Below are 24,594 nucleotides of genomic sequence, written 5' to 3'. Positions count from 1 at the left end.
TCAGAAACCGGAAATGACTGGTTTTATGACCGGCTCCCAGATTTCAGCCAGCCGCTCCAGGGAGAAAGCAGCATTGGCCGGACTGGTGGACGGGCAGAGAATGGCAGGCCGTCCGGTGAGCGGTTCACAGTAACGACTGTAAAGCTTAAATGCAGTACCGCCGTTTGCGATGATTGTGTGGATATCCGCTGTTTTTAAGATGCGGCTGATATCTGCCGGGACCGCGTTTTTGATGCTGCTGTCGCTGGAACCCCTGATATCGCAGGATTCGATGACATCCCAGAGTGCAAGACCATGTGTAAGAAGCATGGTCTTTTTTTCGTCTATGGTCTGCGGGACCGGTACCTGTAAAAGCAGCGCCATGAGCTTCCAGAAACGGTTCTGCGGATGTCCGTAATAGAACTGGTTTTCCCGGGACTTTACGGAAGGGAAACTTCCCAGAATCAGGATACGGGAGTGTGTGTCAAAAACAGGTTCAAAGGTGTGCTGAACGTGGGTATAACCTGGCGGCAGGGACAGGGTGTCGGAATTCATAAAAACCTTCTTTCTGCGGGAGTCGCTGATATTTGGCTCTTCCTGCTTGTGAATTGTGTTTGTCTGGTTGTCATTAACTGTATGCTTTTTCTGTCGGAAAGTCAATTTTTTCCTTGTAACCTGTGCTATACTATATCTTATATAACGCGAGAAGTGCGGTTACTCTTGATTAGGGAGAAACTACAGCAGGAAAAAGAAAGGGTGAGATCATGGAGCGGGATGAGAAACAAAACGCAGTGTCAGGACTCCTGGAAGACTTTTCGGAGGAACATCTCTGGGCGTGTATTGTGGCGTTTCAGGGAGAATCGTTTTTGACGATGTCTGGACTTCCTTATACTTATACGCTGAAACAGGGAAAACGCGGTGGCTTTACCAGAGAATTATGGGTAGACCGCAGAGAAAACAGCAAGTCCATCACCTGGAGTTCCGTCCGGATGGCATTTCAAAATATATTGAAGATGAAAGAAGCTCTTCCAGATGGCGGGAAGCCTTATGTGAAACGGCCAAAGGCGCTGGGAGATATCCGCGGAGTTTCTTATATTTATCCGCTGTTTTCCAGGTTTGGACTGATTGAGACAAATCCGGACAGGGAAAGAACCTGTGACGGGCAGATTTGTATGCAGCTGGAAGAAAATACAGAAGGTGAGACAGCATGAATTTAAAAGAACAGCAATATGTATGCACACTGGCGCGCTGCCAGAGTATTTCCAGGGCGGCGGAGGAGCTTTTTATTTCACCGTCAGCGCTGAGCGTGTATATCAGCAATCTGGAAAAGTATCTGGGTGTCCGGTTATTTGAGCGGACTGGTAAAGGCAAAGCATTTGTGCTGACGTCCATTGGGGAAGAGTATGTGGCGCGCGCAGAAAAAATGCTGGAATTAAAGGCAGAGTTTGACGGCCTTTTGGAAAATGAACTGCATAAAAGCCATGCAACGATCCGGGTGGGGATCCAGCAGCGGCGCGCCATTTCTATTGTACCGGAAGTGTTTCAGCGTTTTATGGAACGTTATCCGGATGTGGACGTGATCTTCCGGGATGGAACGATTGGTGATCTGACGCGTATGTACCGGGAGGGAGCGGTGGATTTTATGATCTCTATTTTCCGGGATGAACTGCCGGATGCCGTCTACAAGGAGATTGCCAGGGAACAGGTACTTCTGGCTCTGTCGGACACCCACCCGGCAATCCAGTATGCATATGCGGTTGAGGGAGATAAATTTTTACATCTGGACATGCAGCATTTAAACCGGGAAACCTTTATTGTTCCACTGCCGGATCAGAGCATGCGCAGAACGGCCAACCATATTTTTGAAGAGGCCAGGATCCGTCCGGGACGTCTGATCGAGATCGGACATTTCGATATTATCATGAGTATGGTAAACCAGGGACTTGGAGTTGGTTTTAACCGGCTTGGATACATCAAGGATATGCAGAAATTTGACCACGTGCGCTATTTTCTGATCGGGAAAGAGGCATACGAGTCCAGACTGGTACTGGTTTACCGCAAAGGGCATGTGATATCGGAATGTGAACAGGATCTGATGGATATTTTAGAGGATACGATCCGGCAGCGATACCAGACGGATGCGCAATAGATACGATCCGGCAGCGGTACCAAACGGAAGATCAATGTGAGCAAGAAAGTTTCATTTGTATCCAACCATGTTTCCGAACATTCATCGGTGCAGGAGCAAAACATGACAAAAATTACACGAATATGACAAACAATTCAAAAAATTTAAAGTTGCTTTAAAAAAAACAAAATGGAAAAAAGCCACCGGCACTGTTATACTTTAAAACAATAAAGTTTAACAGGAGGTGGCTTTTTGTATGAGTACCAAGAAAAAGTTTCGCGTACCGCACAGCTTTGTAATCGTATTTTCTATTATTATTGCAGCTGTGCTCTTAACCTGGATCATTCCGGCCGGCGAGTATGTCCGTGTGGAGAATGCGGATGGCATCAAGGTCATTGATCCGACCCAGTTCAGTTACATCCAGAGAACACCGGTTAACCCGCTGCTGATCCCGATGTACATTGTAAAAGCATTTGTAAAACGTGTGGATATCATGCTGGTTATCTTATTTTCCGGCGGTGCATTCCACATGCTGACTCAGTCTGGTGCACTGCAGGCAGTGATCGCCAAGCTGGCAAAAAAATTCTCCAACAACCTGTATGTGTTCATTCCGATCCTGACCCTGATGTTTGGTCTGATCTGTACCACTCAGGCTGTGAACATGTTCATCGCATTTGCTCCGGTCATGGTCATGCTGGCTCTGGCGATCGGACTGGATTCCATCACCGGCGCAGCCATCATTTTGCTGGGCGGCGCGATCGGATTTTCCACCGGTACCTTAAACCCGAATACCACAGTTGTTGCGCAGAAGATTGCTGAGCTTCCGCTCTACTCCGGTATCGGATACCGCTGGGTATGTTTTGCTGTTTACTATGTAATTACCAATATTTTCCTGGTACGCTATGCATTAAAGATCAAAAAGGATCCGACCAAGAGCCCGATGTACGATCTGGACCAGACCAGTGAGCTTCGTGCCGGAGGCGGTCTGGATGATTTCGGAACCATCGATACCCGCAAGATCTTAAGCATCATTGCTCTGGTTGTTTCCCTGGGTGTTGTTATTTACGGCAGCATCAAGCTTGGCTGGGATATGCCGGAGATGGCAGCCATGTTTATCTGGCTGGCGATCATCGTAGGATTTATTTCCGGTTTCGATACTGAGACCATTTCCAAGAACTTCCTGGAAGGCTGCAAGAAGATGATGTCTGCCATGATCATCATTGGTCTGGCACAGTCCATCAGCACGATCATGTCTGACGGTAAGATCATCGATACCGTTGTCCATGCCCTGGCTGGCGGCCTTGGCAGCGTGCCGACCCTGTTACAGGCACCGGCTATGCTGATCGCGAACACCATCATCAACGTATTCTTAACTTCTGGTTCCGGACAGGCAGCAGCTGTTATGCCGATCCTGGTACCGCTTTCCGACCTGATCGGTGTTACCAGACAGACCGCAGTCCTGGCATTCAACTTCGGCGACGGCTTCTGTAACTACATCCTGCCGACCTCTACCGCACTGATGGGTATCATCAGCGCCTGCAACATCCCGTATGACCGCTGGATGCGTTTCATGTGGAAGATGTTTGCAATCTGGCTGGTTGTCGGTACGGTTATGCTTGTGATTGCACAGCTGATCAATTACGGACCAATGTAAAGTTACAACAATTGCAACATGCGAGGATATCCGGAAGTTGCATAAAAGGTACGGTTGGCGCGCTGCTGTTTGTGCAGCGTGTGGGCCGTAATGTATAAAAGGAGGAATTGTGGGAATCATGAGCGATAAGAAATCCCTGTTTCAGGCCATCGATGCGCAGCGGGATACGCTGTGCTCCATGGCAGACCAGATTTTTGATAACCCGGAGTACGAGGGCGAAGAAGTTTTTGCGAGCGGTCTTCTGACCGATTATCTGATTGCGAATGGCTTTGATGTGCAGATGGGCGTTGGCGGTTTTAAAACCGCTTTCCGTGCCACCTACAGCCACGGCGAGGGCGGTCCGGTGCTTGGCATCCTGTGTGAGTACGATGCTCTCCGCAATCTCGGACATGGCTGCGGACATCACATGCAGGGTCCGGGCTGCCTTGGCGCGGCAGTTGCCTTAAAGAACCTGGATACTGATAAGCCGTTCCAGTTAGTGGTATATGGAACTCCGGCAGAGGAAACCTTCGGAAGCAAGGTCCAGATGATCCAGAATGGCTGCTTCAAAGAGCTGGATGTTGCACTGATGATGCACGGCGGCCCGAATACCTGTACCGATATCAAGTGTCTGGCACAGAAAAGTTACAACGTGACGTTCCACGGACACCGCGCCCATGCAGCGCTCGCGCCGGAAAAGGGCAGAAGTGCATTCGATGCAATGCTGGTGGCATTCCAGGGCGTAGAATTCTTACGGGAGCATGTGCCGGATGATGTGCGCATGCATTACTGCATGACCGAACTTCCGGGTCCGTCCAATGTAGTTCCGGCTACCGCAAAAGGCGAATTCTCCCTGCGTTCCTTCTCCAGAAAGGAACTGGAAGAAGTCAGCCTGCGCTTCCAGGACATCATCAAGGGCGCTGCGCTGATTGCAGGCGTTACTTATGAGATCAAGGAAGGAACTTTCTTCTACAATAAGATTCCGGTACTTGGTTTAAACAAACTTCTGATGGAGAATGCTGAGCTTGCGGGTGCACCGCAGCTGGCACCGCCGAGAGAAAAGACCGGTTCCACGGATTTTGGCAATGTCATGTATGAGATCCCGGGTTCCTGTATCCGTGTGGCATTCGTGCCGGAGGGAACCGCCTCCCATTCCCAGGAGTTCGTAGATGCGGGCAAGAGCGAGAACGCTCACAACTGCGTCATCTACGGGGCAAAAGCCATTGCCGGTGCCTGCTACGACCTGATCACCACAGACGGACTGATGGATCAGATCAAGGCAGAATTTGTCGAAAATAAAAAGAAAAACCAGTAACAAACGACAAAATATGGTATAATGAGCGTAAGTGAGCTAGGAGCGTGCGTGCGCGATCTTGGCAAACGGCGAGACAAGCAAGTGACAGAGTCACGAGAAAGAAAAGAAATGCTGCTTGCATGGATTATAGAAGAGACGCAGCTGCGAGGGTACAAAACCTCTTGCAGCCGCGAAGAGACTATTTTCGTGCAGCGGCTATAGGAATGAAAAGAGGGCTGACGGGAAAGTTGGTCCTCTTTTTTATTACGGTGCGTATCGAGGGACCGTGGTTCTTGTTGTGCACCGGTCAAAGAAAACCGTGAAGCAGTATACTTGCGCTAAGGCGGCTGATTGCTGAAGCAACCAGGGAGAATCATGAAGGAATAACTTAGCGTTGGACGGCTGAGCGCCAGACGCAGGAAGGAGACATGTGATGAGTAGAAAGAAAAAATGGAAAGAACTGGGACTGGATGCATTGTTTGATTTTGCCGGGGCCTTTTTGCAGGCAATCGGAATCTGGTGTTTTATCGAGCCAAGCCACGTTGCGCCGGGCGGCGTGTCTGGTATTGCGCTGATGTTAAACCATTTGTTTTCCCTGCCGATTGGTACCATGAGTCTGGTATTTAATATCCCGCTTCTTCTGGCTTCCTGGTTTTTACTGGACCGGGAAATGACTCTCAAAACGATCCGCACGGTTATCTGGATGAGTGTGGTCCAGGATTTTGTCTCTGCGTCCGGAATATGGCAGTATGAAGGAGACCGTTTGATCGCCTGCGCGTTCGGCGGAATTTTTGCCGGAGTCGGCATGGCACTGATCTTCATGCGTAATTCCACAACGGGCGGCGGCGATATCCTGGCCAAGCTTTTGCAGAAGCTCCGTCCTTATATGCAGACCGGCTATGCAATCATGCTGGTGGATTTTGTGGTTGTCGGTGCTTCCATTCTGGTGTTTGGTGAGATTGAGGCAGCCATGTACGGTATCATCTCCATTGTCTGCACAACCCAGGCCATGGATACCATTCTCTACGGTATGAACCGGGGAAGCATGATCACGGTCCACTCCGAAAAGAACGAAGAGATCGCACAGGAAATCATGCAAACACTGGACCGCGGTACTACATTTTATAAGAGCATCGGCGGCTACAGCGGGAAAGAAGGCCTGACCCTGACCTGCGCCGTGGACCGCAAACAGTTTCACCTGGTAAAAGAGATCATCGACCGGCATGACCCGAAGGCGTTTATCATTGTCTCACCGACCAAGGAAACCTATGGGGAAGGATTCCTTGGGGATTACCGGAACTTGTAAGATGAATGAATAATAAATTGTATACAGAGAATCGCAGAACTTCATTCTTGATTTTGCATAGAGCCTATGCTATACTCTTCCACGTTGTAAAGCCCATAAAAACAAGGTCTTACAGGGCTATCGCCGATTTCCGGCGTAAGGTCATATACCTGCGGTATATGCCTTCCGCGGCATTCGTCAGATATTCATGCAAGCATGAATGCCTGACTCATTGCTGCGCGAAAATGAATCGAGTGTTCGTGACCTTCCACTCGTAAAACAAAACTAAAGGAGAACAATATCATGAACAAGAGGTACAACTACAACTCTGTAACCGGTCGTCTTACCCAGAGTGCAGCCATTGCAGCCATTTATGTGGCACTGACCATGATCGTGGCACCGATCGCATTCGGACCGATCCAGTTTCGGATTTCCGAAGCACTGTGCGTGCTTCCGTATTTCCTTCCGGGTGCGGTACCAGGCATTACCATCGGCTGTTTCCTCGCAAACCTGCTTTGCGGAGCAGCACCGCTCGATGTGGTGTTCGGCAGCATCGCAACCCTCATCGGGGCACTGGGTTCCTACTATCTTGGAAAGAAAAGCAAATGGCTGGTATGTGTTCCGCCGATCCTTTCCAACACCATCATCATTCCGTGGGTCCTGCGCTATGCCTATGGCTCCACAGACTTGATCCCATTCGCTATGGTAACCGTTGGAATCGGAGAGATCCTGGCAGTCGGAGTACTCGGAAATATTTTGCTGCTCGCGCTGGAGCGGCATCACAGAGCTGTATTTGCACAGTAAACAATTTAACACAGTAAGTATCAAAGGGGCGAAAGTTCCAACAGCCGCCATGCATGGCGGCTGCGGGAACTTTCGCCTTCATTCGTTATCGTGCAATATTGTTATAGCATCTCCATATAGGCAAGCAGCTGGTCTAAGAGCCCCAGCCCGATCAACAGGAGGATCAGCAGGACAACTAGCCCCGCAATGAGAAATACGAGTTTGTAAAACAGGTAGGCCCGCGCGAATTCCTTTCGATGCGGGTCTTCTTCGTGTTTCGCTTCATGGAAGAGGTAGAACCAGCCGACAACCGGCATGTTCATGCACATAAAGGTATAAAACCAGGAGCGGACCGAAGGGTCCCACCAGCGTTCTCTTGCGGAGTGGTCGGTGCTGCGTTTTTTGAAGAATGTTTTTTTGCCTGCTCCGGATTCGGAAATCTGTCTGGCAGTCTGGATCTCACCGGAGAGATCGGTTGTATGACCGGCGGCAGGTTCTGGATCTGGGGAAGAAGGATCTTCGTCGATATCTGGAACGGTCAGGCGTGGGAGCGACGCAGTCTCCTGGTCGACGCGTTTTTCCAGGGCTGCCTGGATTTTGGCGGTATCAATTACTTCAGCCGATTTGCCAGAGGTGGATGTTACGTTGTCGATCGCCTCAGCCTGTTTGGCAGGATTATATTGATTCATCGTTTAATTTCCTCCTCCCGTCGGTGCTGTAGTGACGGCAGCCTGGGAACTGCCAGAGCCGGGTGCAGTGGTCGTGCCGGATCCCGGAACGCTGGACGTACCGGAATTATGATCGATTCCGGGTCCTGCATTGTCGGTCATCTGGGAAGACCAGGTGGTCCAGCTGCGGCTTGCCTGGCTTAAATAATTCCGCAGGGACTGCTGCTCCAGACCGATCTTCTGCTCATTCGCGGCCTGGACCGCTGCTTCCGCTTCTTCTTTCTTTGCCTGTTCGGCTTCCCACTCACTTTCGGTAGGCAGGGTGGCAATGCGGTCGATTGCTTTCTGGAGCCGTTCTTTGTAGGAGGCAGCTTCCTCATAGCTTTCTACCAGGGAAAGCTTGTCGATGGCATTTTGGACAATGTCTTCGGCATCTTCAGACTGGTATTCCAGATTTTCAACATCGCGCAGGGCGCTTAAGAAGGTGTTCTTCCTGGTCTGGATCTCCAGGTTTTTCCGTGTCGTAACGGCTTCTTCTTCTGCCTTTTTCTGGGCTTCTGCTTTTTCCTTTGCTTTCTGTACTTCGTAAAGGGCAATGGTGTCCTTCATGTCGTTGATGATCGGCGTGAATTCTTCGTTGCGCCTGGTCATGCGCTCCAACAGTTCGGTCCGTTTTTCACTTCCGTCCATCAGGTTCAGCTTGGAGATGATGCTCTGATACTGTTCCTTGACCCAGTAAGTGTCTTCCACGGTCTCGATGGTCTTGTCTTCAAATGAGGTTACGGCATTTTCCAGATCGGTCTCCAGCTTGCGTTGTTCTTTATCGTGGAGACTCTGCTGAGCCCGCTCGCTTAAGGTAGAACTGAACAGGTCCGTGATGCCGCTTTTAGGATCGGTGGTCATTTCCACGGTAGCAGGCTGTTCCCAGTCTAACAGTTCTTTGCCTTCGTGGATCTGGTCCATGACCTGTTTCCAGATCTTTCCGGCATAGGTTTTGCCGTAGATGCCAGGCATTGCGCGCGGGGTATCGTAGCCGACCCAGACAGCAGTGGTGTAGTAGCGGGTATAGCCGCAGAACCAGGTATCCTTGCTGCTGTTGGTGGTACCAGTCTTACCGGCAGCAGGCATGCCGCTTTCCAGTGCCAGTCCGTAGCCGGTTCCGTAAGGCTCATTTAAGGTTCCTTTCAGGACATCAGTCAGCATATAGGCGGAATCCTGTTGGTAGACAACCTGGGTATGAGGTTTTAAATTTTTGGTTAATTCTCCGTTATGTTCGTGGTCGATCTTGCGGATGCAGGTCTGGTCGTTATAGATCCCGCCGTTTGCCAGTGTACTGTAGCCCTTCGCCATGTCCACAACACGGACGCCGTTGGTGAAGCCGCCGATACTTAAGGATGGAACGCCGTTATCGATGTAAGTAAGCTTCTGGAATTCCATTTCTCCCAGATAGTTCAGACCGTAATCAACACCGATATCAGTGAGAATCTGCCATGCCACGGTATTTAAGCTCCGGTTTAAGGCTTCCCGGACAGAAACGTTGCCATAGTAGGAGCCGCCGCTGTTGGAAGGACCTCCTTCAAATTTGTGATCGTCAACCAGGCGGGCCGGATAGTATTCTCCGGTATCAAACGCCGGCCCATAGTCGATGAGTGGTTTGATGGTACTTCCCGGCTGTCTTGCGCTTAGGTAGGCGCGGTTATAAGCGTCTGTGGTGCCGCGTCCGCCGACGATGGCAGCCACGCAGTCAGTCTGGTTGTCTACGATGACGCCGGCGCCCTGCAGGGCATATTTTCCGTTGTCCTGAAGTTCTGTGTACGGGGAAAGAACATCGTCCAGCTGGGTCTGCAGGGTCTGCTGCAGATTCTGGTCGAGGGTTGTGTAAATGCGGTAGCCGCCCGCACGGATATCATCCGCTTTTTCGGTATAGGTGGCCTGATAATTTTCTATGTAGGAATCGTAATCGGATTTGTCTTTGAAGGTATACTGGAACGGGAAATCCTCCAGCTTCATGAGCGCCAAAGCTGCGCAATGGATGGCATAGCTGCTCATGTAGTTCTCGTTACTTCCCTCACCTTCCTCCTGAACGATGTTTAAAGGCTGGCTGATGGCACTGTTGTAGGCATCTTCCGTGAGATAGCCCACCTCCAGCATGCTGTGCAGGACATCGTTGCGCTTTTCTAAAGAAGCTTCCGGGTTGCGGACGGGATTGTAGGCAGTGGGGCTGTTGCTGATGCCGACTAAAACAGCGGCCTCGTAAGGGTCTAAGTCGCTGGCATCCTTGCCGAAGTAATAGCGGCTGGCAGCTTCCACGCCATAGCAGTGGTTGCCGTAGAAATTGGTATTGCAGTAAAATTCCATGATATCTGCCTTGGAAAACTTTTTCTCAATCTCCGGCGCCAGCAGAATTTCTACGATCTTCCGGGTAAAGCTCTGTTCCTGGGTCAGGTACGTGTTCTTTACCACCTGCTGGGTAATCGTGCTTCCGCCCTGTGTGATCTCGCCGCGGTTTTTGATGAGGGCAAGACCTGCGCGGAAGGTCGCGATCCAGTCGACACCGGTGTGTGATTTAAAACGCCGGTCCTCCTGGGCAATATAAGCATTCTGCAGATTCATGCTGATCTGGCTGATCGGGACATATTCATAATGTCCGGCATTGATCAGTCCGATGAGCTGGTCGTTTTTATCGTATATTTCTGTGTCGGACAGCATACTGAAGTCCTGGCGCTGCATCTGCGCGAGCTTATCGTAGGCAACTTCCCGGCAGTGATCAAGCTGTGGGCGTACTTTGGCATAGATGAGCAGGCCAATGATTCCGCAAAGGATCAGTCCGCAGGTAAGCAAATGCAGAATGGACTGCAAAAGCCATCCAAGGATGCCGAACAGACTGACAAAGAAGTCGGGAACGGCACCAGCAAGCGATTTCGGTGTATGGTTAGATTTCATAGTAAGATACCTCTGTAAACAGACTCCTTTCGTTCCGTATTTTCTATACGATTATATTACAATTTCCATGGAAAGACTAGAAAAACATTGACTTTTCCCGCAAAAGGAAGTAAAAAAGAAAAGAATATGAAGCAGCATAATATATAAGAAGAATTGTGACTGTGAAAGCACGGAACAGTTACGAAGAATTTTAATCATGGAATGCATGATAAAATTAATTAAGGAAAAGGATGGAACCCATTATGTATCAGATAGATTTTAAGAAACCCATTGCCATTCACTTCATCGGCATCGGCGGCATCAGCATGAGCGGACTTGCAGAGATTTTAATGCAGGAGGGCTTTCGCATCAGCGGTTCCGATGCACATGAGAGTGAGCTGACGGACCATCTGGCTTTAGCAGGTGCTAAGGTCATGTACGGTCAGGCAGCAGCGAACATCACCGATGAGATTGATCTGGTGGTTTATACCGCAGCAGTTCATGCGGATAACCCGGAGTATGCCGAGGTTGTGCGCCGTGGTATCCCTATGATGAGCCGTGCAGAACTTTTAGGGCAGATCATGAAAAACTACGGAGAGGCGATCGCGGTATCCGGAACCCACGGAAAGACCACCACGACCTCCATGCTGACTGAGATTTTACTGACAGCCGAGAAGAACCCGACCATTTCTGTCGGCGGAATCCTGCATTCCATCGGCGGCAATATCCGTGTAGGCGGACCGGAGCTGTTTGTGACCGAGGCCTGTGAGTATACCAATAGCTTCCTCTCGTTCTTCCCGACCATGGAGATCATCTTAAATATAGAAGCAGATCATCTGGATTTCTTTAAGGATCTGGACGATATCCGCCATTCTTTCCGCCTGTTTGCGCAGAAGCTGGATGAGAAGGGACTTCTGATCATCAACCGTGATATCAAAAACTATGAGGAGATCTGCGGCGGGCTGCCTTGCAAGGTGGTGACCTTCGGCCATAGCGCAGAGAGTGACTACAGCGCGGCAGAGATTACATACGATGCGTTCGCACGTCCGACCTTTACGGTCATGGAGCAGGGAAAGAAAGCCGGAACAATTACGCTGGGTGTTCCTGGCGAGCATAATGTATACAATGCACTGGCTGCTATCGCTGCAGCAAAGGCACTGGCTATCCCGGATGAGGCAATTGTGGAAGGTCTTCTTCATTTTACCGGAACGGACCGCCGTTTTGAAAAGAAGGGCGAGCTGAATGGCATTACCATCATCGACGATTACGCACATCATCCACAGGAGATCGCGGCAACCTTAAAGGCGGCAAAGAATTATCCACACAAAAAACTCTGGTGTGTATTCCAGCCGCATACTTATACCCGCACCAAAGCATTTCTGGATGAGTTCGCAGAGGCGCTTTCTGCGGCAGATGCAGTTGTTCTTGCAGATATCTATGCGGCAAGAGAGACCGATACACTGGGGATCAGCTCTGCAGATATTGCTTCCCGCATCGAAAAACTGGGCACGGAAGTGCATTATTTCCCAGCATTTGAAGAAATTGAAGCATTTCTTTTAAAAAATTGTTCCACCGGTGATTTGTTGATAACTATGGGCGCCGGAGACATTGTAAAAGTTGGGGAGAAGCTTCTTAACAAATAGTTATCCACATTATCCACATAGTTTTCCACTTTTTATGTAAAGGGACTATGTGGATTTTTTAATTTACATAATAAGCTGTCTAAAAATTTCAAAAACCGCGGTTTTATTGACATTTCGACGTTTTTCGAGCACATTTCCCTTACGGAAAAAGAGTTATATCCACATTATCCACATTATCCACAATGAATTCTGTGGATAAACTCGGCTATTTCTTTTTGAATTTGGATGTGGTAAGATGTTACCAGACAGGAAAGGTGAGATTTTTATGAGTTTTACATATCGTTTCCAGGTGGATGCAACCCTGGTTTCCAATGAATTTATTGACCGCTATCTGGCAGAGGCCAATGGGGAATATGTGAAAGTATATTTGTATCTGCTCCGGCATAAGGACGAACCGGTCAGCCTCGAAAAGATTGCGGACGGACTGAACCATACGGAAGCGGATATCCGGCGGGCGATTGCCTACTGGGAAAAACTTGGGGTGATCGGTACACCAAAACAGGCGGCATCCCCAAGTGTGGGAGAAAAGCGTGCAGTGGCAGCTGCGAATGCTTCCATGGCCCAGTCGGAGCTTGCGGCAGCGGATCAGGAAAAAGAAACAAAAGCGGCACGACCGCTTTACAGCCAGGACCAGGTGAACAGCCTGCAGGGAAACAGCGAATTTGCAGAACTGCTCTACATTGCGCAGCGCTATTTAAATAAAATCTTTACTCCAAGGGAGCTGGAGGTGTTTGCGTACCTCTATGACGGACTTCATATGTCGGCAGAACTTCTGGAGTACGTGGTGGAGTATTGTGTGCAGGGCGGCCATACCAGTATCCGCTACATAGAGACCGTTGCCATCAGCTGGCACGAGAAGGGGTTTGCGACGGTTGACCAGGCAAAGGCCTATGCGAGCGGTTTTACGAAGAATTCGTTTTCTGTTATGCGGGCATTTGGTCTGACCGGAAGAAATCCGGGGGAAATGGAACGGGAAATGATCGAGCGGTGGTTCGGCGAATACGGGTTTACCAAAGAAGTGGTGCTGGAAGCGTGCAACCGTACCATCGAGGCAACACACAATCCGAGCTTCCGCTACGCAGACCGGATCCTTTCCGAGTGGAGAAAAGCCGGGGTTCACAGCCTGACGGATATTTCCGTGCTGGATGAAAAGTATAAAGGCCAGAAAAATCAGAAATCCCAGAAAAACAACCGGCAGGCAAACAACCAGTTCCTGAATTTTGAACAGAGAAACACCGATTATGATTCCATGGTATTAAACCAGGTGAAGGACTGGATCGGGGAACAGTAAGAAGAAAGCCGCTGACAGCAGGGTTTGTGGGCAAAAGAAAGAGACAGACAGCAGTAAGAAGCAGCGGTGAACAGCAGGAAACAGCGATTAGCAGTTAAGAAGGAGAATCAACAATGGCACTGAGCAATTCCCAGTACAACGCAGTCATGCGCGGGTATGAAGAACGGCAGCGCTTGCAGCGCCGCGCCATGGAAGCGCGGGTCGAGGAAGTATATAAGAAAGTACCGGCAATTCAGGAGCTGGACCGGCAGATCAGCAGCCGGGCGGCAGACTGTGCCAGAAAGGTCCTGAATGGAGATCCGGGTGCCCGCACGCACTTAAAGGAGGAGCTGGCAGACTTAAGAGAGCAGAAACTGGCACTGTTAAAGGCGGCCGGTTTCCCGGCAGATTATATGGAGCTGCGCTATGACTGTCCGGATTGCCAGGACACCGGCTATGTGAATGGAAAACGCTGTCATTGCTTTGAACGTCAGCGGCTGAATATCCTGTATGCGCAGTCCAACATCGAATCCATTCTGAAAGAGGAAAATTTCGACCGTCTCCGTTTCGATTTTTACGACGATACGGAAAAGGTGCCGCAGCTTGGCATGACGGAACGCGCTTACATGGAGATCGTGGTACGGCAGTGCCGGGAGTTTGCAGACCAGTATCCGCAGAAAGGGAACAGCATTCTGTTTACCGGCGGTACCGGCGTCGGCAAAACATTTCTTACCAACTGCATTGCAAAGGCGCTGATCGACCGGTGTATCTCCGTCATTTATCTGTCCTCCAACGAGTTGTTTGAGATTTTTTCCAAATATAAGTTCGGGCGCGACAGTGAGGAGGATATCGAGGAAAGCTATCGTTACATTGTGGAGTGCGACATGCTGATCATTGATGACCTGGGAACGGAGTTAAACAATTCCTTTGTTTCTTCCCAGCTTTTTTACTGCATCAATGAGCGCATTGGCAGAAAGAAGGGGACGATCATTTCCACGAATCTGTCCATGGGCATGTTAAAGGACACTTATTCCGACCGTGTGACTTCCCGGATCATGAGCAGTTACCGGATCATTCCGCTCTATGGGGCAGATATCCGCATGAAGAAGCGTGCGCTTGCTGCTGGAAGCAAATGAAAAAAAGTATTAAGATTGTGAAAAAGAAATCAGTCCCATTTTTAAAGCGAAAGTTTGCGGGGATTGTCTTGACTTAACTGAGGCATAATGATATAAAAGAAGCGATATTGCGGCAATTTTTATTGCTGCACAAAAACAAATAAATATAAACACAGAGCATGGAGGATAAGATGATTTACGAAGAGAAGACCATTGAGACCATTCCGGTAGGACCATTAGGATTGATCCCGTTGAAGAGCTGTTCCACGTTAGGCGCAAAGGTAAACGACTGGCTGGTTGAGTGGAGAAAAGAACGCGAGAGTGAGCATAAATCTACGATCGCGTTTGCAGGATATCAGAGAGATTCTTATATTATTGATGCAAAAACCCCGCGTTTTGGTTCCGGCGAAGGCAAGGGAACCATTGAGTCTTCTATTCGAGGCGATGATCTTTACATCATGGTAGATGTGTGCAACTATAGTCTGACGTACTCCCTGTGCGGCATGACCAACCATATGTCCCCGGATGACCATTATCAGGATTTAAAGCGTGTCATTGCGGCAGCAGCAGGTAAGGCACGCCGGATCAATGTCATCATGCCGTTCCTCTATGAGAGCCGTCAGCATAAGCGTTCCGGCCGTGAGTCCTTAGACTGCGCCCTGGCGTTACAGGAACTGATGAACATGGGCGTTGAGAACATCATCACCTTTGATGCGCATGACCCGCGTGTGCAGAACGCGATCCCGTTAAAGGGCTTTGAGACCGTTCAGCCGATCTACCAGTTCATCAAGCATCTGTTAAAGAACGAGACCGAGCTTCAGATCGACAGTGACCACATGATGGTCATCAGCCCGGATGAAGGCGGTATGGGCCGTGCTGTGTATTTTGCAAACGTGCTTGGCCTGGACATGGGTATGTTCTACAAGCGCCGTGACTACACCAAGATCATAGACGGACGCAACCCGATCGTGGCACACGAGTTCTTAGGTTCCAGCGTAGAAGGTAAGGACGTGATCATCGTTGACGACATGATCTCTTCCGGCGAGAGTATGCTGGATGTCGCAAAAGAATTAAAGCGCAGAAAAGCAAGAAAAGTATTTATCTGCGCAACGTTTGGTCTGTTCACAAACGGACTGGCAAAATTTGATGAATATTATGAGAACGGTCTGATCGACCGGATCCTGACCACCAACGTGGTTTACCAGACTCCGGAGCTGTTATCCAGACCGTACTACATTGATGTAGATATGAGTAAGTACATTGCCCTGATCATCGATAACTTAAATCACGATGATTCCTTAAGCGAGCTGTTGAGCCCGACCAAGCGTATCAACAAGCTCCTGGACAAGTACCGCAATAAATAAGGTGGTTATTTCATGAGTGAAGACAGAACAAACAAGGATCCGCTTCTGGGCGGACTCGACGGCATGCGGGCCGGACAGCACTGGGCTGGGGAACCAGACCGTCTGAAACAGGCAGAAAACGGACAGGCTTTGGCGGAAAATGATACGACAGCTGCGGATCCGGCAGAGGCGGCAGAAAAAAATGCAGAAAGTTTTTCTGCCAAAGAAAATACGGCAGCTTCAGGTGCAGCAGGAACAGATACAGAAGCATTTTCTGAGAAAGAAATACAGACTGCTGAGCTGGAAGCGCAGAAAATCGCACAGGAACTCCGGAGAGAAGCAATCAAGACCGGTAACACAGAGAAAGAAACAGAAGTACCGCATATGGAGCCGGTAAAGAGCCAGAAGAAAAATTCCCGCAAACAGGAGGAGCAGCCGGGCGGCTGGAAAAAAGAACTCTTGGAATGGGTCAAGATCATTGTATCTGCAGCACTCATTGCCTTTGTCCTGAATACCTTTATTATCGCAAACAGTGAAGTACCGAGTGGTTCCATGGAGAACACGATCATGACAGGCGACCGTGTCATCGGTTCCAGACTTTCGTATCATTTTTCAGATCCGAAACGAGGCGATATCGCGATCTTCCGTTTTCCGGATGATGAATCGATTTACTACGTAAAACGTATCATTGGTCTTCCGGGAGAGACGGTCGACATCATCGACGGAAAGGTCTATATCGATGGTTCCGATACTCCGCTCGACGAGCCGTATATCCGTGAACCCATGATTCCGGAGGCACCGATGCATTTTGAGGTACCGGAGGGCTGTTACTTTATGATGGGTGACAACCGGAACTATTCCATGGATGCACGCCGTTGGGAAAACACGTATGTAAAACGCGAGAAGATCATCGCGAAAGTATTATTCCGCTACTTCCCAAAACCGGGAGTGCTGAAATAAACAATATCATGCATTTCACAGAGCCGTGTGAGCTGCCGGCAGGCAGCCCGCACGGCTCTTGTCGTAGAATCAATATTGTTATTTGGTGTGGTTTGTGTTATGATTTTAGGTACATTATGGCATGCTGTCGGCATTTGACAGAAGAATACGTCGAAGTATTTGGAGAGGGAACAAACATGAAAGATACAACATTAGTAATTATGGCAGCTGGTATTGGAAGCCGGTTTGGCGGCGGTATTAAGCAGCTGGCACCGGTAGGACCGGGCGGCGAGATCATTATGGATTATTCTATCCATGATGCGCTGGAAGCTGGATTTAACAAGATCATTTTTATCATCCGCAAGGATCTGGAAGCGGATTTCCGCGAAATCATTGGAAACCGCATTGAGAAGATCGCCCATGTGGAATATGCATTCCAGGAACTGGATGCACTTCCAGATGGATATCAGGTTCCGGAAGGCAGAAAGAAACCATGGGGAACCGGACAGGCCGTTTTAACAGTAAAAGATATGGTACATGAGCCGTTTCTGGTCATCAATGCCGATGACTATTACGGCAGGGAAGGATTCTTTAAGATCCATGATTATATGGTCAATGAGATGGATACGGAGGGAGACGTGTACGATATGTGCATGGGCGGTTTCATTCTGGAAAATACACTGAGTGAGAACGGTACCGTGACACGTGGTGTCTGCCAGGTAAATCCGGATGGTACGTTAAAAGAAGTGACCGAAACCTATGACATTGAGCGCAAAGGCAATGGCATTTTTGCAAATGACGAACAGGGAAATCCGGTTTTAGTCGATGCAAAACAGTACGTTTCCATGAATATGTGGGGACTTCCGCCGAAATTTTTAGATGCACTTGAGGTTGGATTCCCGGAATTTTTAGATCACATCAAAGAGGGCGATATCAAGGCAGAATATCTGCTTCCGAGCATCATCGATCAGCAGATCAAGGCAGGCAAAGCGCGTGTTCAGGTACTGGAAACCAGAGACAAGTGGTTTGGTGTCACCTATAAGGAAGATAAGGAAGCAGTCGTAGCTTCTATCCGGAAGCTGATCGCGGATGGTGTTTATAAGGAGAATCTGTATGACTAAGCTGATTTCTTGGAATGTAAACGGATTGCGCGCCTGTGTCGGAAAAAACTTTCTGGATTTTTTCCATGAGGCGGATGCGGACGTATTCTGTCTGCAGGAAACCAAGCTGCAGGCTGGTCAGATTGACTTAGACCTTCCAGGTTATCATCAGTACTGGAATTATGCGGAAAAGAAAGGGTATTCCGGAACTGCGTTATTTACCAAAGAAGAGCCGCTTTCTGTAACCTACGGAATCGGCGTGGAAGAACACGATCACGAAGGAAGAGTCATAACCGCGGAATTTCCGGAATATTATGTAATTACGTGCTATACGCCGAATTCCCAGAACGAGTTAGCGAGACTGGACTACCGCATGGAATGGGAAGACGCGTGGCGTGCGTATTTAAAGGGACTGAATGAAAAGAAACCGGTTATTTTCTGCGGCGATCTGAATGTGGCACATCAGGAGATTGACTTAAAGAATCCGAAGACCAACCGGAACAATGCCGGTTTTACGGATCAGGAGCGGGGAAAATTTACCGAGCTTCTGGCAGCGGGATTTACGGATACCTGGCGCTATTTTTATCCGGATCAGGAAGGAATCTATTCCTGGTGGTCTTACCGCTTTAAGGCGAGAGAGAAGAATGCAGGGTGGCGTATTGACTATTTCTGCGTTTCAGACCGTTTAAGAGACCGCCTGGAGTCGGCAAAGATCCACACAGAGGTGTTTGGTTCAGACCACTGTCCGGTAGAGTTGTGCCTGAAGTAAACGGGAACGCTGGTGCAATACATGTGCGGAAACCGGCGGATGCACCGCCGGTTCTCCCCGGTATGCCATGCAATAAAAAACAATGCGCTATGGAGTAAAGATGCTGCATCGCATGCGTGAGCAGCAAAAATGCTTTGTGGCGGGAAAGGTGGGCAAAATTGGAACCGTATCAGATCGATCTAAATGACAGCAAAGTGTATCCAATGGGACTCACAAGGACAGACAGGGGAATTCATGTCTCAACAGTGGCTGCAGCGAAGGCTTGCAGCCTGCTTTTGTTTGCGAAAAAGGAAACCGGTGGGAAACGGGGAAAAGGCGGAAAAGAAGCCGGATTTCAGGAAATATGCCGGATTCCATTTCCGGAAACAGGAAAGACCGGACATGTCTGGTCTATGACAGTCAATGGGGCGTTTGATACGTTCTATTATGCGTTTGAGGCAGCTGGAACCTGCTTTTCAGATCCATATGGACGTTCCTTTGCCGGGCGGGAACGCTGGGGAAGGTTAAATCAGGCAAAAACCCTTCTTTTGACGCCGGTAGCACAGGCGAAATTTGACTGGCAGAATGACCGGCCGCTGCATATTCCCTATGAAGACTGTATCGTGTATCGTGCCCATGTCCGTGGTCTGACAAAACATGCTTCTTCCGGGACAGAGCACCGTGGAACCTTCCGTGGTGTGGTAGACAAGATCCCGTACTTGAAAGAATTGGGCATTACGACACTGGAACTGCTCCCTGCGGTGGAGTTTCAGGAAGTAATGATGTCGGAGCATGAGGAAGGAAATCCTTATGGAAGCAGTGAGCCGACCGGACGTCTGAACTACTGGGGCTACACAAAAGCCTGTATGTTTGCGCCCAAGGCATCTTATGCGGATCCGGGAAGCAATCCGGTAACCGAGTTTCAGTACATGGTACGGGAACTGCATAAAGCCGGTCTGGAAGTCGTGCTGGAACTTTATTTTTCCGGGAAAGAAGTGCCGGAGTTTGTACTGGAGACGGTACGCTTCTGGGTGCGGGAATACCATGTGGACGGGATCCATCTCACGGGTTACGCGCCGACTGCGCTTCTGGCAAAAGACCCGTATTTGGCAGACACCAAGCTCTGGGCAATCTCCTGGGATGCAGAAAAGCCGGCAGCCGGAGAAAAAAAGCATTTAGGGGAATACAACGAAGGCTTCCTGATCGATATGCGCCGGGCTTTAAAAGGCGATGAGGATCAGATGAGCAGCCTGATCTTCCGGAACCGCAGAAACCCTGCGGAGTACGGCGTGTTAAACTTTATGGCTGGCACCAATGGCTTTACCATGATGGATATGGTTTCCTACGACCAGAAGCACAACGAAGCCAACGGGGAAAACAATCGGGACGGAAGTGATTACAACTATTCCTGGAACTGCGGCGTGGAAGGACCTGTACGTAAGAAAAAGATTCAGGAGCTGCGGGCGAGACAGCTGCGCAATGCCATGCTGATGCTCTTTTTGAGTCAGGGTACCCCGGTGCTTCTTGCAGGCGACGAATTCGGCAATTCCCAGAACGGCAACAATAACGCTTACTGTCAGGATAACGAAACCTCCTGGCTCAACTGGAATTTGAATAAATGGGACCAGGCACTTCTGGACTTTGTCAAACACGTGATCGCGTTTCGGAAGGCACACCCGGTCTTTCATATGGAACAGGAACCGCGGGTCATGGATTATCTGGCCTGCGGACACCCGGATATCTCTTACCATGGAGTCAATGCCTGGCAGCCGGAATTTGAAAATTTCCGCCGTCAGATCGGGATTCTCTATTGTGGGAATTATGCGAAAAAGCCAGATGGTCAAAACGACGACTTTTTCTTTGTGATCTTCAACATGCATTGGGAACCGCACGGCTTTGCCCTGCCAAACCTTCCGAAAGATCTGGAGTGGACCCTGTCATTTGATACCAGTGACAGCGCGGCCGGAGGTTTTTATGCAGAAGGTCAGGAACGCAAAGTTTCCAACCAGAAGAACTGCATGGTGTCGCCCCGTTCTGTTCTGGTGTTTAAGGGAAAGAAAAAGGCGAAAAACCTTGACAAAGCATAGCAAAACAGATATAAATGAAAGGGCAAAATGAATTACGAAAAAACGGCCTTTGTGGCTGTTATCGCATTTAGGAGGAATTAATAATGAACAAGACAGAATTAGTAGCAGCAGTAGCTGAGCAGGCAGGTCTTTCCAAGAAGGATGCAGAGGCTGCAGTAAAGGCATTTACCGATGTAGTTGCAGAGGCTCTGAAGGCAGGCGATAAAATCCAGTTAGTAGGTTTCGGTACTTTCGAGGTATCTGAGAGAGCAGCAAGAGAAGGCCGCAACCCGAGAACCGGCGAGACCATGACCATCGAGGCTTCCAAGACTCCGAAGTTCAAAGCTGGTAAGGCATTAAAGGATCTTGTAAACGCTTAATTTGCTGATTTTTCCGAAAACGCTAAAAATAACTAAAAAAATTGGTTTAAAATGTAAAATAAAGATTCCCCCTAGAATGCGTTTCGCGTGATAGGGGGATTTTTACCCATTAGCAAGGAATTGGCGCACAGGGATTTATTTGTTGGAGCGCGATTGACATTGCAGGGAATTCACCCATTAGAAGGAGAACCGGATATGCGTCTGGACAAATACCTGAAAGTATCCCGTATCATTAAAAGAAGAACAGTAGCAAATGAGGCCTGCGACAGCGGGCGTGTCATGCTGAACGATAAAGTGGCAAGAGCCAGTGCGGACGTAAAGGTCGGAGATGTGATCGAGATTGCATTCGGCAACAAATCTGTCAAGGTGCGCATCACGAGCGTGCAGGAGACAATCCGCAAGGAAGATGCAAAGGAAATGTTCGAGTATCTTTAGTATGTTATATAAAAAGCCTGGAAGCTGATCACAGAAGTGAGCTTTCAGGCTTTTTTGTATGTGTAGGTTTTATACAAAGCACCAGTGTTTTCCTAATTGATATTCTAGGAAACATAAACATCACCCCCTCCCCATATACTAAACCATGAGTTCAGGTGGGGAGGTTTTTTCGTGGAAGAAAAATCCGGAATCCGTGCCCATGCCTGTCGGCTGGAAAACCGGAGCGCGGCAAGCCTGACCGGGGTGCGGGAAGTGGTATCGTTTGATGAAAACCAGGTGGTGGTGGACACGGACATGGGACTTCTGACGATTAAGGGGAAGGAGCTTCATGTCAGCCGCCTTACGGTAGAAAAGGGAGAACTGGAGGTGGATGGGCAGGTGGACAGCCTGACCTATTCTTCAAATGAAGCTTACCGGAAGGCGGGACAGTCCATTCTGACCCGGTTGTTTGGCTGATGGCGCAGGTGTACCGGGAAGCGCGGCTTTTGCTTCTTGGGCTTGGTGTTGGTATCATCCTGATGATGGTGTACGACGGACTTCGTCTGTTACGGTTTCTGTTTCCACATAAGAATCTGTTGGTAGGACTGGAAGATCTGTGCTACTGGATCTGGTCCGGTTTTTTTACGTTTCTGTTTTTGTATCGGGAGAATGACGGGGCACTGCGTTTTTACATGATCGGGAGTATTTTTTGCTCGATGCTCTTTTATGACCGGATAATCAGCAGAAATTTGCGAAAGGTCTTGAAATGGGCGGTTCGATGCATTAGAATGAAATTACGAAGGTAACATAAATTGGAAGATCCGAACAAGCAGGCAGATTCCAATTCCAAAGAACGTGTACACAAATGCATGAAACTGTTACGAAAAAGAAACAGAGTAAGGAAACAAAGAAGTTGGTGAGAAACATGAAAGCGCGGGGAACAGGGCGCAGAAAGCGCAAAGAGCGGTTGGGAAACCGTCTGACCATGATTGGCATTACGGTGGTGGTACTGAGCATGGCAGTGATCGTGAACGTCAAGAATACCTCCATGGAAAAGAAAGTCATGGAATACCAGGCAAAAGAGGAATCTCTGATGCGCCAGGTAGAAAGTGAAAAGAAGCGGTCTGCAGAGTTGGAAGAGCGCCGGGTTTATGTGCAGACAAAGCAGTACATTGAAGAAGTGGCAAAACAAAAGCTGGGACTGGTGAAACCAGATGAAATCCTTTTAAAGCCGGCACCGAAAAACAATTAAGCAGCCATGCATCCGAAAGAAACGGCCGTTACTGTTTGCGCAACGCGTGAACAGTAACAGAAAAATAACAGACATAGGATCCTTTCCTGCCGCATATATTGTGGTTCAGGAGGGGATTTTTTGTGTGGAAGCGAAAACAGCGCCGCGATATGGCGGATGTTCATATCTATACAGCAGAAAGACTGCATGAGATGGCCCAGTCGCTGGAAGGTCTGTCCAGGGCCTGCAATGACCGGATGCAGGAGGAAAAGGGACTGACCCGGGAAGATGCCCAGGCGGCCATGCAGACGGCAGCGGCGGTGGTTTGCGGTCAGTGCAGCAGGTGTAATCTGTACAGTGATGCAAAGAAGGAAGATAGTTACTATCTGTATTATCTGCTTCGTTCTTTCGAGCAGAAGGGGAGGGTGGAATATGAAGATATGCCCAGGCTGTTTCTGGAAACCTGCCGGAATAAAGAGGAATATCTGGCGCAGCTAAACCGCAATCTGGGGCGGGCAACTATGAACCTGGAATGGAAGAACCGTTTTCTGGAGAGCCGGGATACGGTCATGGTACAGTTTCGGGAGCTGGCCATGATGCTGGAAGAATTTGCCAGTCAGATGGGACAGGCTGTTGATATTACCGATCAGAAGCAGGATGCAGTGCGCCGCCTATTTCATCTGCACCAGATTTCCGTAGATAATATGCTCCTTCTGCAGCATGAAAACCGTTACCGGGAGGCCTATGTGACCCTTCATGCGCTTGGGAACCGTTGCATGACAGCAAAGGATGCAGCAGGTCTCTTTGGACAGGCTGTGGGAGGGAAAGGCTGGTATGCGCCGCCGGATACCCGTGCACTCATTACGAAACAGCCGGGTATTGTGCGTTTCCTGGAACCGGGCGAATATCGGATGATGTATGGAGTGGCGCGCATGTCGAAGAATGGAACCGGCGTTTCCGGAGACAATTATACGTATTCCGGGAGTCTGCCTGGGCAGGTGATCATGAGTATTTCGGATGGAATGGGAAGCGGGGAGACTGCTGCAAGGGAGAGCCGGAAGGTGATCGAGCTTGTGCAGCAGCTGCTGGAAACCGGATTTTCTGCCCGGTCTGCGTTGAAAATGGTGAACACCATTCTTATGCTGACGGGCATAGAACAGCACCCGGCTACGCTGGATCTCTGCTGTATCGATCTTTGCAGCGGTGTGTTGGAAGCCATGAAAATGGGGGCGGTAGCTACGTTTATTCTCAGCGATGGTACAGCGGATGTACTGGAGGCGGGGAATCTTCCTGCAGGGGTTTTGTCCCAGGCAGAGCCGGTGCTTCTTTCCCGGAAACTCTGGGACGATGACCGCGTGATCATGATGAGCGACGGGGTGCTGGAAGCCTGTCCGGGACTGGAAAAGGAAGCGGCCCTGAAAGCGTACCTGGAAGCCATGCCGGTAAAAACACCCCAGGATATGGCGGAGCGGATTCTCCGGTTCGCCTGCCAGAATGGTGGTATGAATGATGATATGACGGTTTTGGTGGGAGGGATCTGGAAACGGTAGGAAAAGGGCTGGAGTCTGAAAAAAACTGGAAATGAAAACTCCAGAGTCCAGGAAACCCAGGAGAAATCAGGAACCTTGGAACTGGGAAAAGAGAACAATGACG

23 protein-coding genes are annotated in these 24,594 nt (G+C 49.4%); 20 read left to right on the top strand and 3 right to left on the bottom strand.

Annotation, left to right across the window (positions count from 1 at the left end):
* Positions 1-534 (bottom strand): DNA-deoxyinosine glycosylase, encoded by a 534-nt coding sequence (locus DXB18_RS09315; RefSeq protein ID WP_118543208.1) that lies wholly within the window; start codon positions 532-534, stop codon positions 1-3.
* A 209-nt stretch (positions 535-743) separates the two neighbouring features.
* On the opposite strand from DXB18_RS09315, the gene DXB18_RS09310 reads away from it, so the two are divergent.
* The 6 genes from DXB18_RS09310 (at position 744) to DXB18_RS09280 (ending at position 7,123) form a co-directional block, all read left to right on the top strand.
* A complete protein-coding gene (locus DXB18_RS09310) occupies positions 744-1,190 on the top strand; it encodes a hypothetical protein (RefSeq protein ID WP_182430528.1) in 447 nt (148 codons plus the stop codon).
* A complete protein-coding gene (locus DXB18_RS09305; RefSeq protein WP_118707387.1) occupies positions 1,187-2,128 on the top strand; it encodes a LysR family transcriptional regulator in 942 nt (313 codons plus the stop codon). The genes DXB18_RS09310 and DXB18_RS09305 overlap by 4 nt, the downstream gene beginning before the upstream one ends.
* A gap of 235 nt (positions 2,129-2,363) precedes the next feature.
* A complete protein-coding gene (locus tag DXB18_RS09300; RefSeq protein ID WP_118707385.1) occupies positions 2,364-3,761 on the top strand; it encodes a Na+/H+ antiporter NhaC family protein in 1,398 nt (465 codons plus the stop codon).
* A gap of 118 nt (positions 3,762-3,879) precedes the next feature.
* Complete coding sequence (locus DXB18_RS09295; protein ID WP_118543167.1) at positions 3,880-5,055, top strand: M20 family metallopeptidase; 1,176 nt, start codon at positions 3,880-3,882, stop codon at positions 5,053-5,055.
* Positions 5,056-5,467: 412 nt separating this feature from the next.
* Positions 5,468-6,340, top strand: coding sequence for a YitT family protein (locus tag DXB18_RS09285; RefSeq protein ID WP_118543169.1), 873 nt, complete (start codon positions 5,468-5,470; stop codon positions 6,338-6,340).
* A 282-nt stretch (positions 6,341-6,622) separates the two neighbouring features.
* Positions 6,623-7,123: a QueT transporter family protein gene (locus DXB18_RS09280; protein WP_118543170.1), complete on the top strand. Its 501-nt coding sequence runs from the start codon at positions 6,623-6,625 to the stop codon at positions 7,121-7,123.
* Between the two features lie 101 nt (positions 7,124-7,224).
* Here the strand turns inward: DXB18_RS09280 and DXB18_RS09275 are convergent, their stop codons facing one another.
* Both DXB18_RS09275 and DXB18_RS09270 read right to left on the bottom strand, forming a co-directional pair.
* Positions 7,225-7,791 carry a hypothetical protein gene (locus DXB18_RS09275; RefSeq protein WP_118707383.1) on the bottom strand — a complete coding sequence of 189 codons (567 nt, stop codon included), beginning with the start codon at positions 7,789-7,791 and terminating at the stop codon, positions 7,225-7,227.
* A 3-nt stretch (positions 7,792-7,794) separates the two neighbouring features.
* Positions 7,795-10,713, bottom strand: a complete 2,919-nt coding sequence (locus tag DXB18_RS09270; RefSeq protein ID WP_118707381.1) for a transglycosylase domain-containing protein — start codon at positions 10,711-10,713, stop codon at positions 7,795-7,797.
* Positions 10,714-10,955: 242 nt separating this feature from the next.
* Here DXB18_RS09270 and murC point away from each other — a divergent pair, with 242 nt between their 5' ends.
* From murC to DXB18_RS09200, 14 genes are all read left to right on the top strand, one after another.
* Positions 10,956-12,335: a UDP-N-acetylmuramate--L-alanine ligase gene (gene murC / locus DXB18_RS09265; RefSeq protein WP_118707379.1), complete on the top strand. Its 1,380-nt coding sequence runs from the start codon at positions 10,956-10,958 to the stop codon at positions 12,333-12,335.
* 265 nt (positions 12,336-12,600) lie between these two features.
* Complete coding sequence (locus DXB18_RS09260; protein ID WP_118707377.1) at positions 12,601-13,626, top strand: DnaD domain protein; 1,026 nt, start codon at positions 12,601-12,603, stop codon at positions 13,624-13,626.
* Between the two features lie 113 nt (positions 13,627-13,739).
* On the top strand, positions 13,740-14,741 hold the full coding sequence (locus DXB18_RS09255) for an ATP-binding protein (RefSeq protein ID WP_118543175.1): 1,002 nt from the start codon (positions 13,740-13,742) through the stop codon (positions 14,739-14,741).
* Positions 14,742-14,911: 170 nt separating this feature from the next.
* A complete protein-coding gene (locus tag DXB18_RS09250) occupies positions 14,912-16,084 on the top strand; it encodes a ribose-phosphate pyrophosphokinase (protein ID WP_118707375.1) in 1,173 nt (390 codons plus the stop codon).
* A gap of 363 nt (positions 16,085-16,447) precedes the next feature.
* Entirely contained in the window at positions 16,448-17,023 is a 576-nt protein-coding gene (gene lepB / locus DXB18_RS09245) for a signal peptidase I (protein ID WP_118707441.1), read from the top strand.
* A gap of 176 nt (positions 17,024-17,199) precedes the next feature.
* Positions 17,200-18,123: a sugar phosphate nucleotidyltransferase gene (locus tag DXB18_RS09240; protein WP_118707373.1), complete on the top strand. Its 924-nt coding sequence runs from the start codon at positions 17,200-17,202 to the stop codon at positions 18,121-18,123.
* Positions 18,116-18,871 carry an exodeoxyribonuclease III gene (locus DXB18_RS09235; protein ID WP_118707371.1) on the top strand — a complete coding sequence of 252 codons (756 nt, stop codon included), beginning with the start codon at positions 18,116-18,118 and terminating at the stop codon, positions 18,869-18,871. The genes DXB18_RS09240 and DXB18_RS09235 overlap by 8 nt, the downstream gene beginning before the upstream one ends.
* Positions 18,872-19,029: 158 nt before the next feature.
* Complete coding sequence (locus DXB18_RS09230) at positions 19,030-20,937, top strand: alpha-amylase (protein ID WP_118707369.1); 1,908 nt, start codon at positions 19,030-19,032, stop codon at positions 20,935-20,937.
* An 83-nt stretch (positions 20,938-21,020) separates the two neighbouring features.
* A complete protein-coding gene (locus DXB18_RS09225; RefSeq protein WP_118534074.1) occupies positions 21,021-21,296 on the top strand; it encodes an HU family DNA-binding protein in 276 nt (91 codons plus the stop codon).
* A gap of 195 nt (positions 21,297-21,491) precedes the next feature.
* Positions 21,492-21,731, top strand: a complete 240-nt coding sequence (locus DXB18_RS09220) for an RNA-binding S4 domain-containing protein (protein WP_118543179.1) — start codon at positions 21,492-21,494, stop codon at positions 21,729-21,731.
* Between the two features lie 171 nt (positions 21,732-21,902).
* Entirely contained in the window at positions 21,903-22,187 is a 285-nt protein-coding gene (gene yabP / locus DXB18_RS09215; protein ID WP_118543180.1) for a sporulation protein YabP, read from the top strand.
* Positions 22,187-22,516 (top strand): spore cortex biosynthesis protein YabQ, encoded by a 330-nt coding sequence (yabQ, locus tag DXB18_RS09210; RefSeq protein ID WP_118707367.1) that lies wholly within the window; start codon positions 22,187-22,189, stop codon positions 22,514-22,516. The genes yabP and yabQ overlap by 1 nt, the downstream gene beginning before the upstream one ends.
* A gap of 119 nt (positions 22,517-22,635) precedes the next feature.
* Complete coding sequence (locus tag DXB18_RS09205; RefSeq protein WP_118543211.1) at positions 22,636-22,962, top strand: septum formation initiator family protein; 327 nt, start codon at positions 22,636-22,638, stop codon at positions 22,960-22,962.
* Between the two features lie 122 nt (positions 22,963-23,084).
* Positions 23,085-24,491, top strand: a complete 1,407-nt coding sequence (locus tag DXB18_RS09200; RefSeq protein WP_279220843.1) for a SpoIIE family protein phosphatase — start codon at positions 23,085-23,087, stop codon at positions 24,489-24,491.
* Positions 24,492-24,594 lie beyond the last annotated feature (103 nt).

This window comes from Clostridium sp. OM02-18AC, assembly GCF_003481825.1.
Taxonomy (GTDB): domain Bacteria; phylum Bacillota; class Clostridia; order Lachnospirales; family Lachnospiraceae; genus Brotaphodocola.
This window is presented reverse-complemented; position numbering and strand designations above follow the sequence as displayed.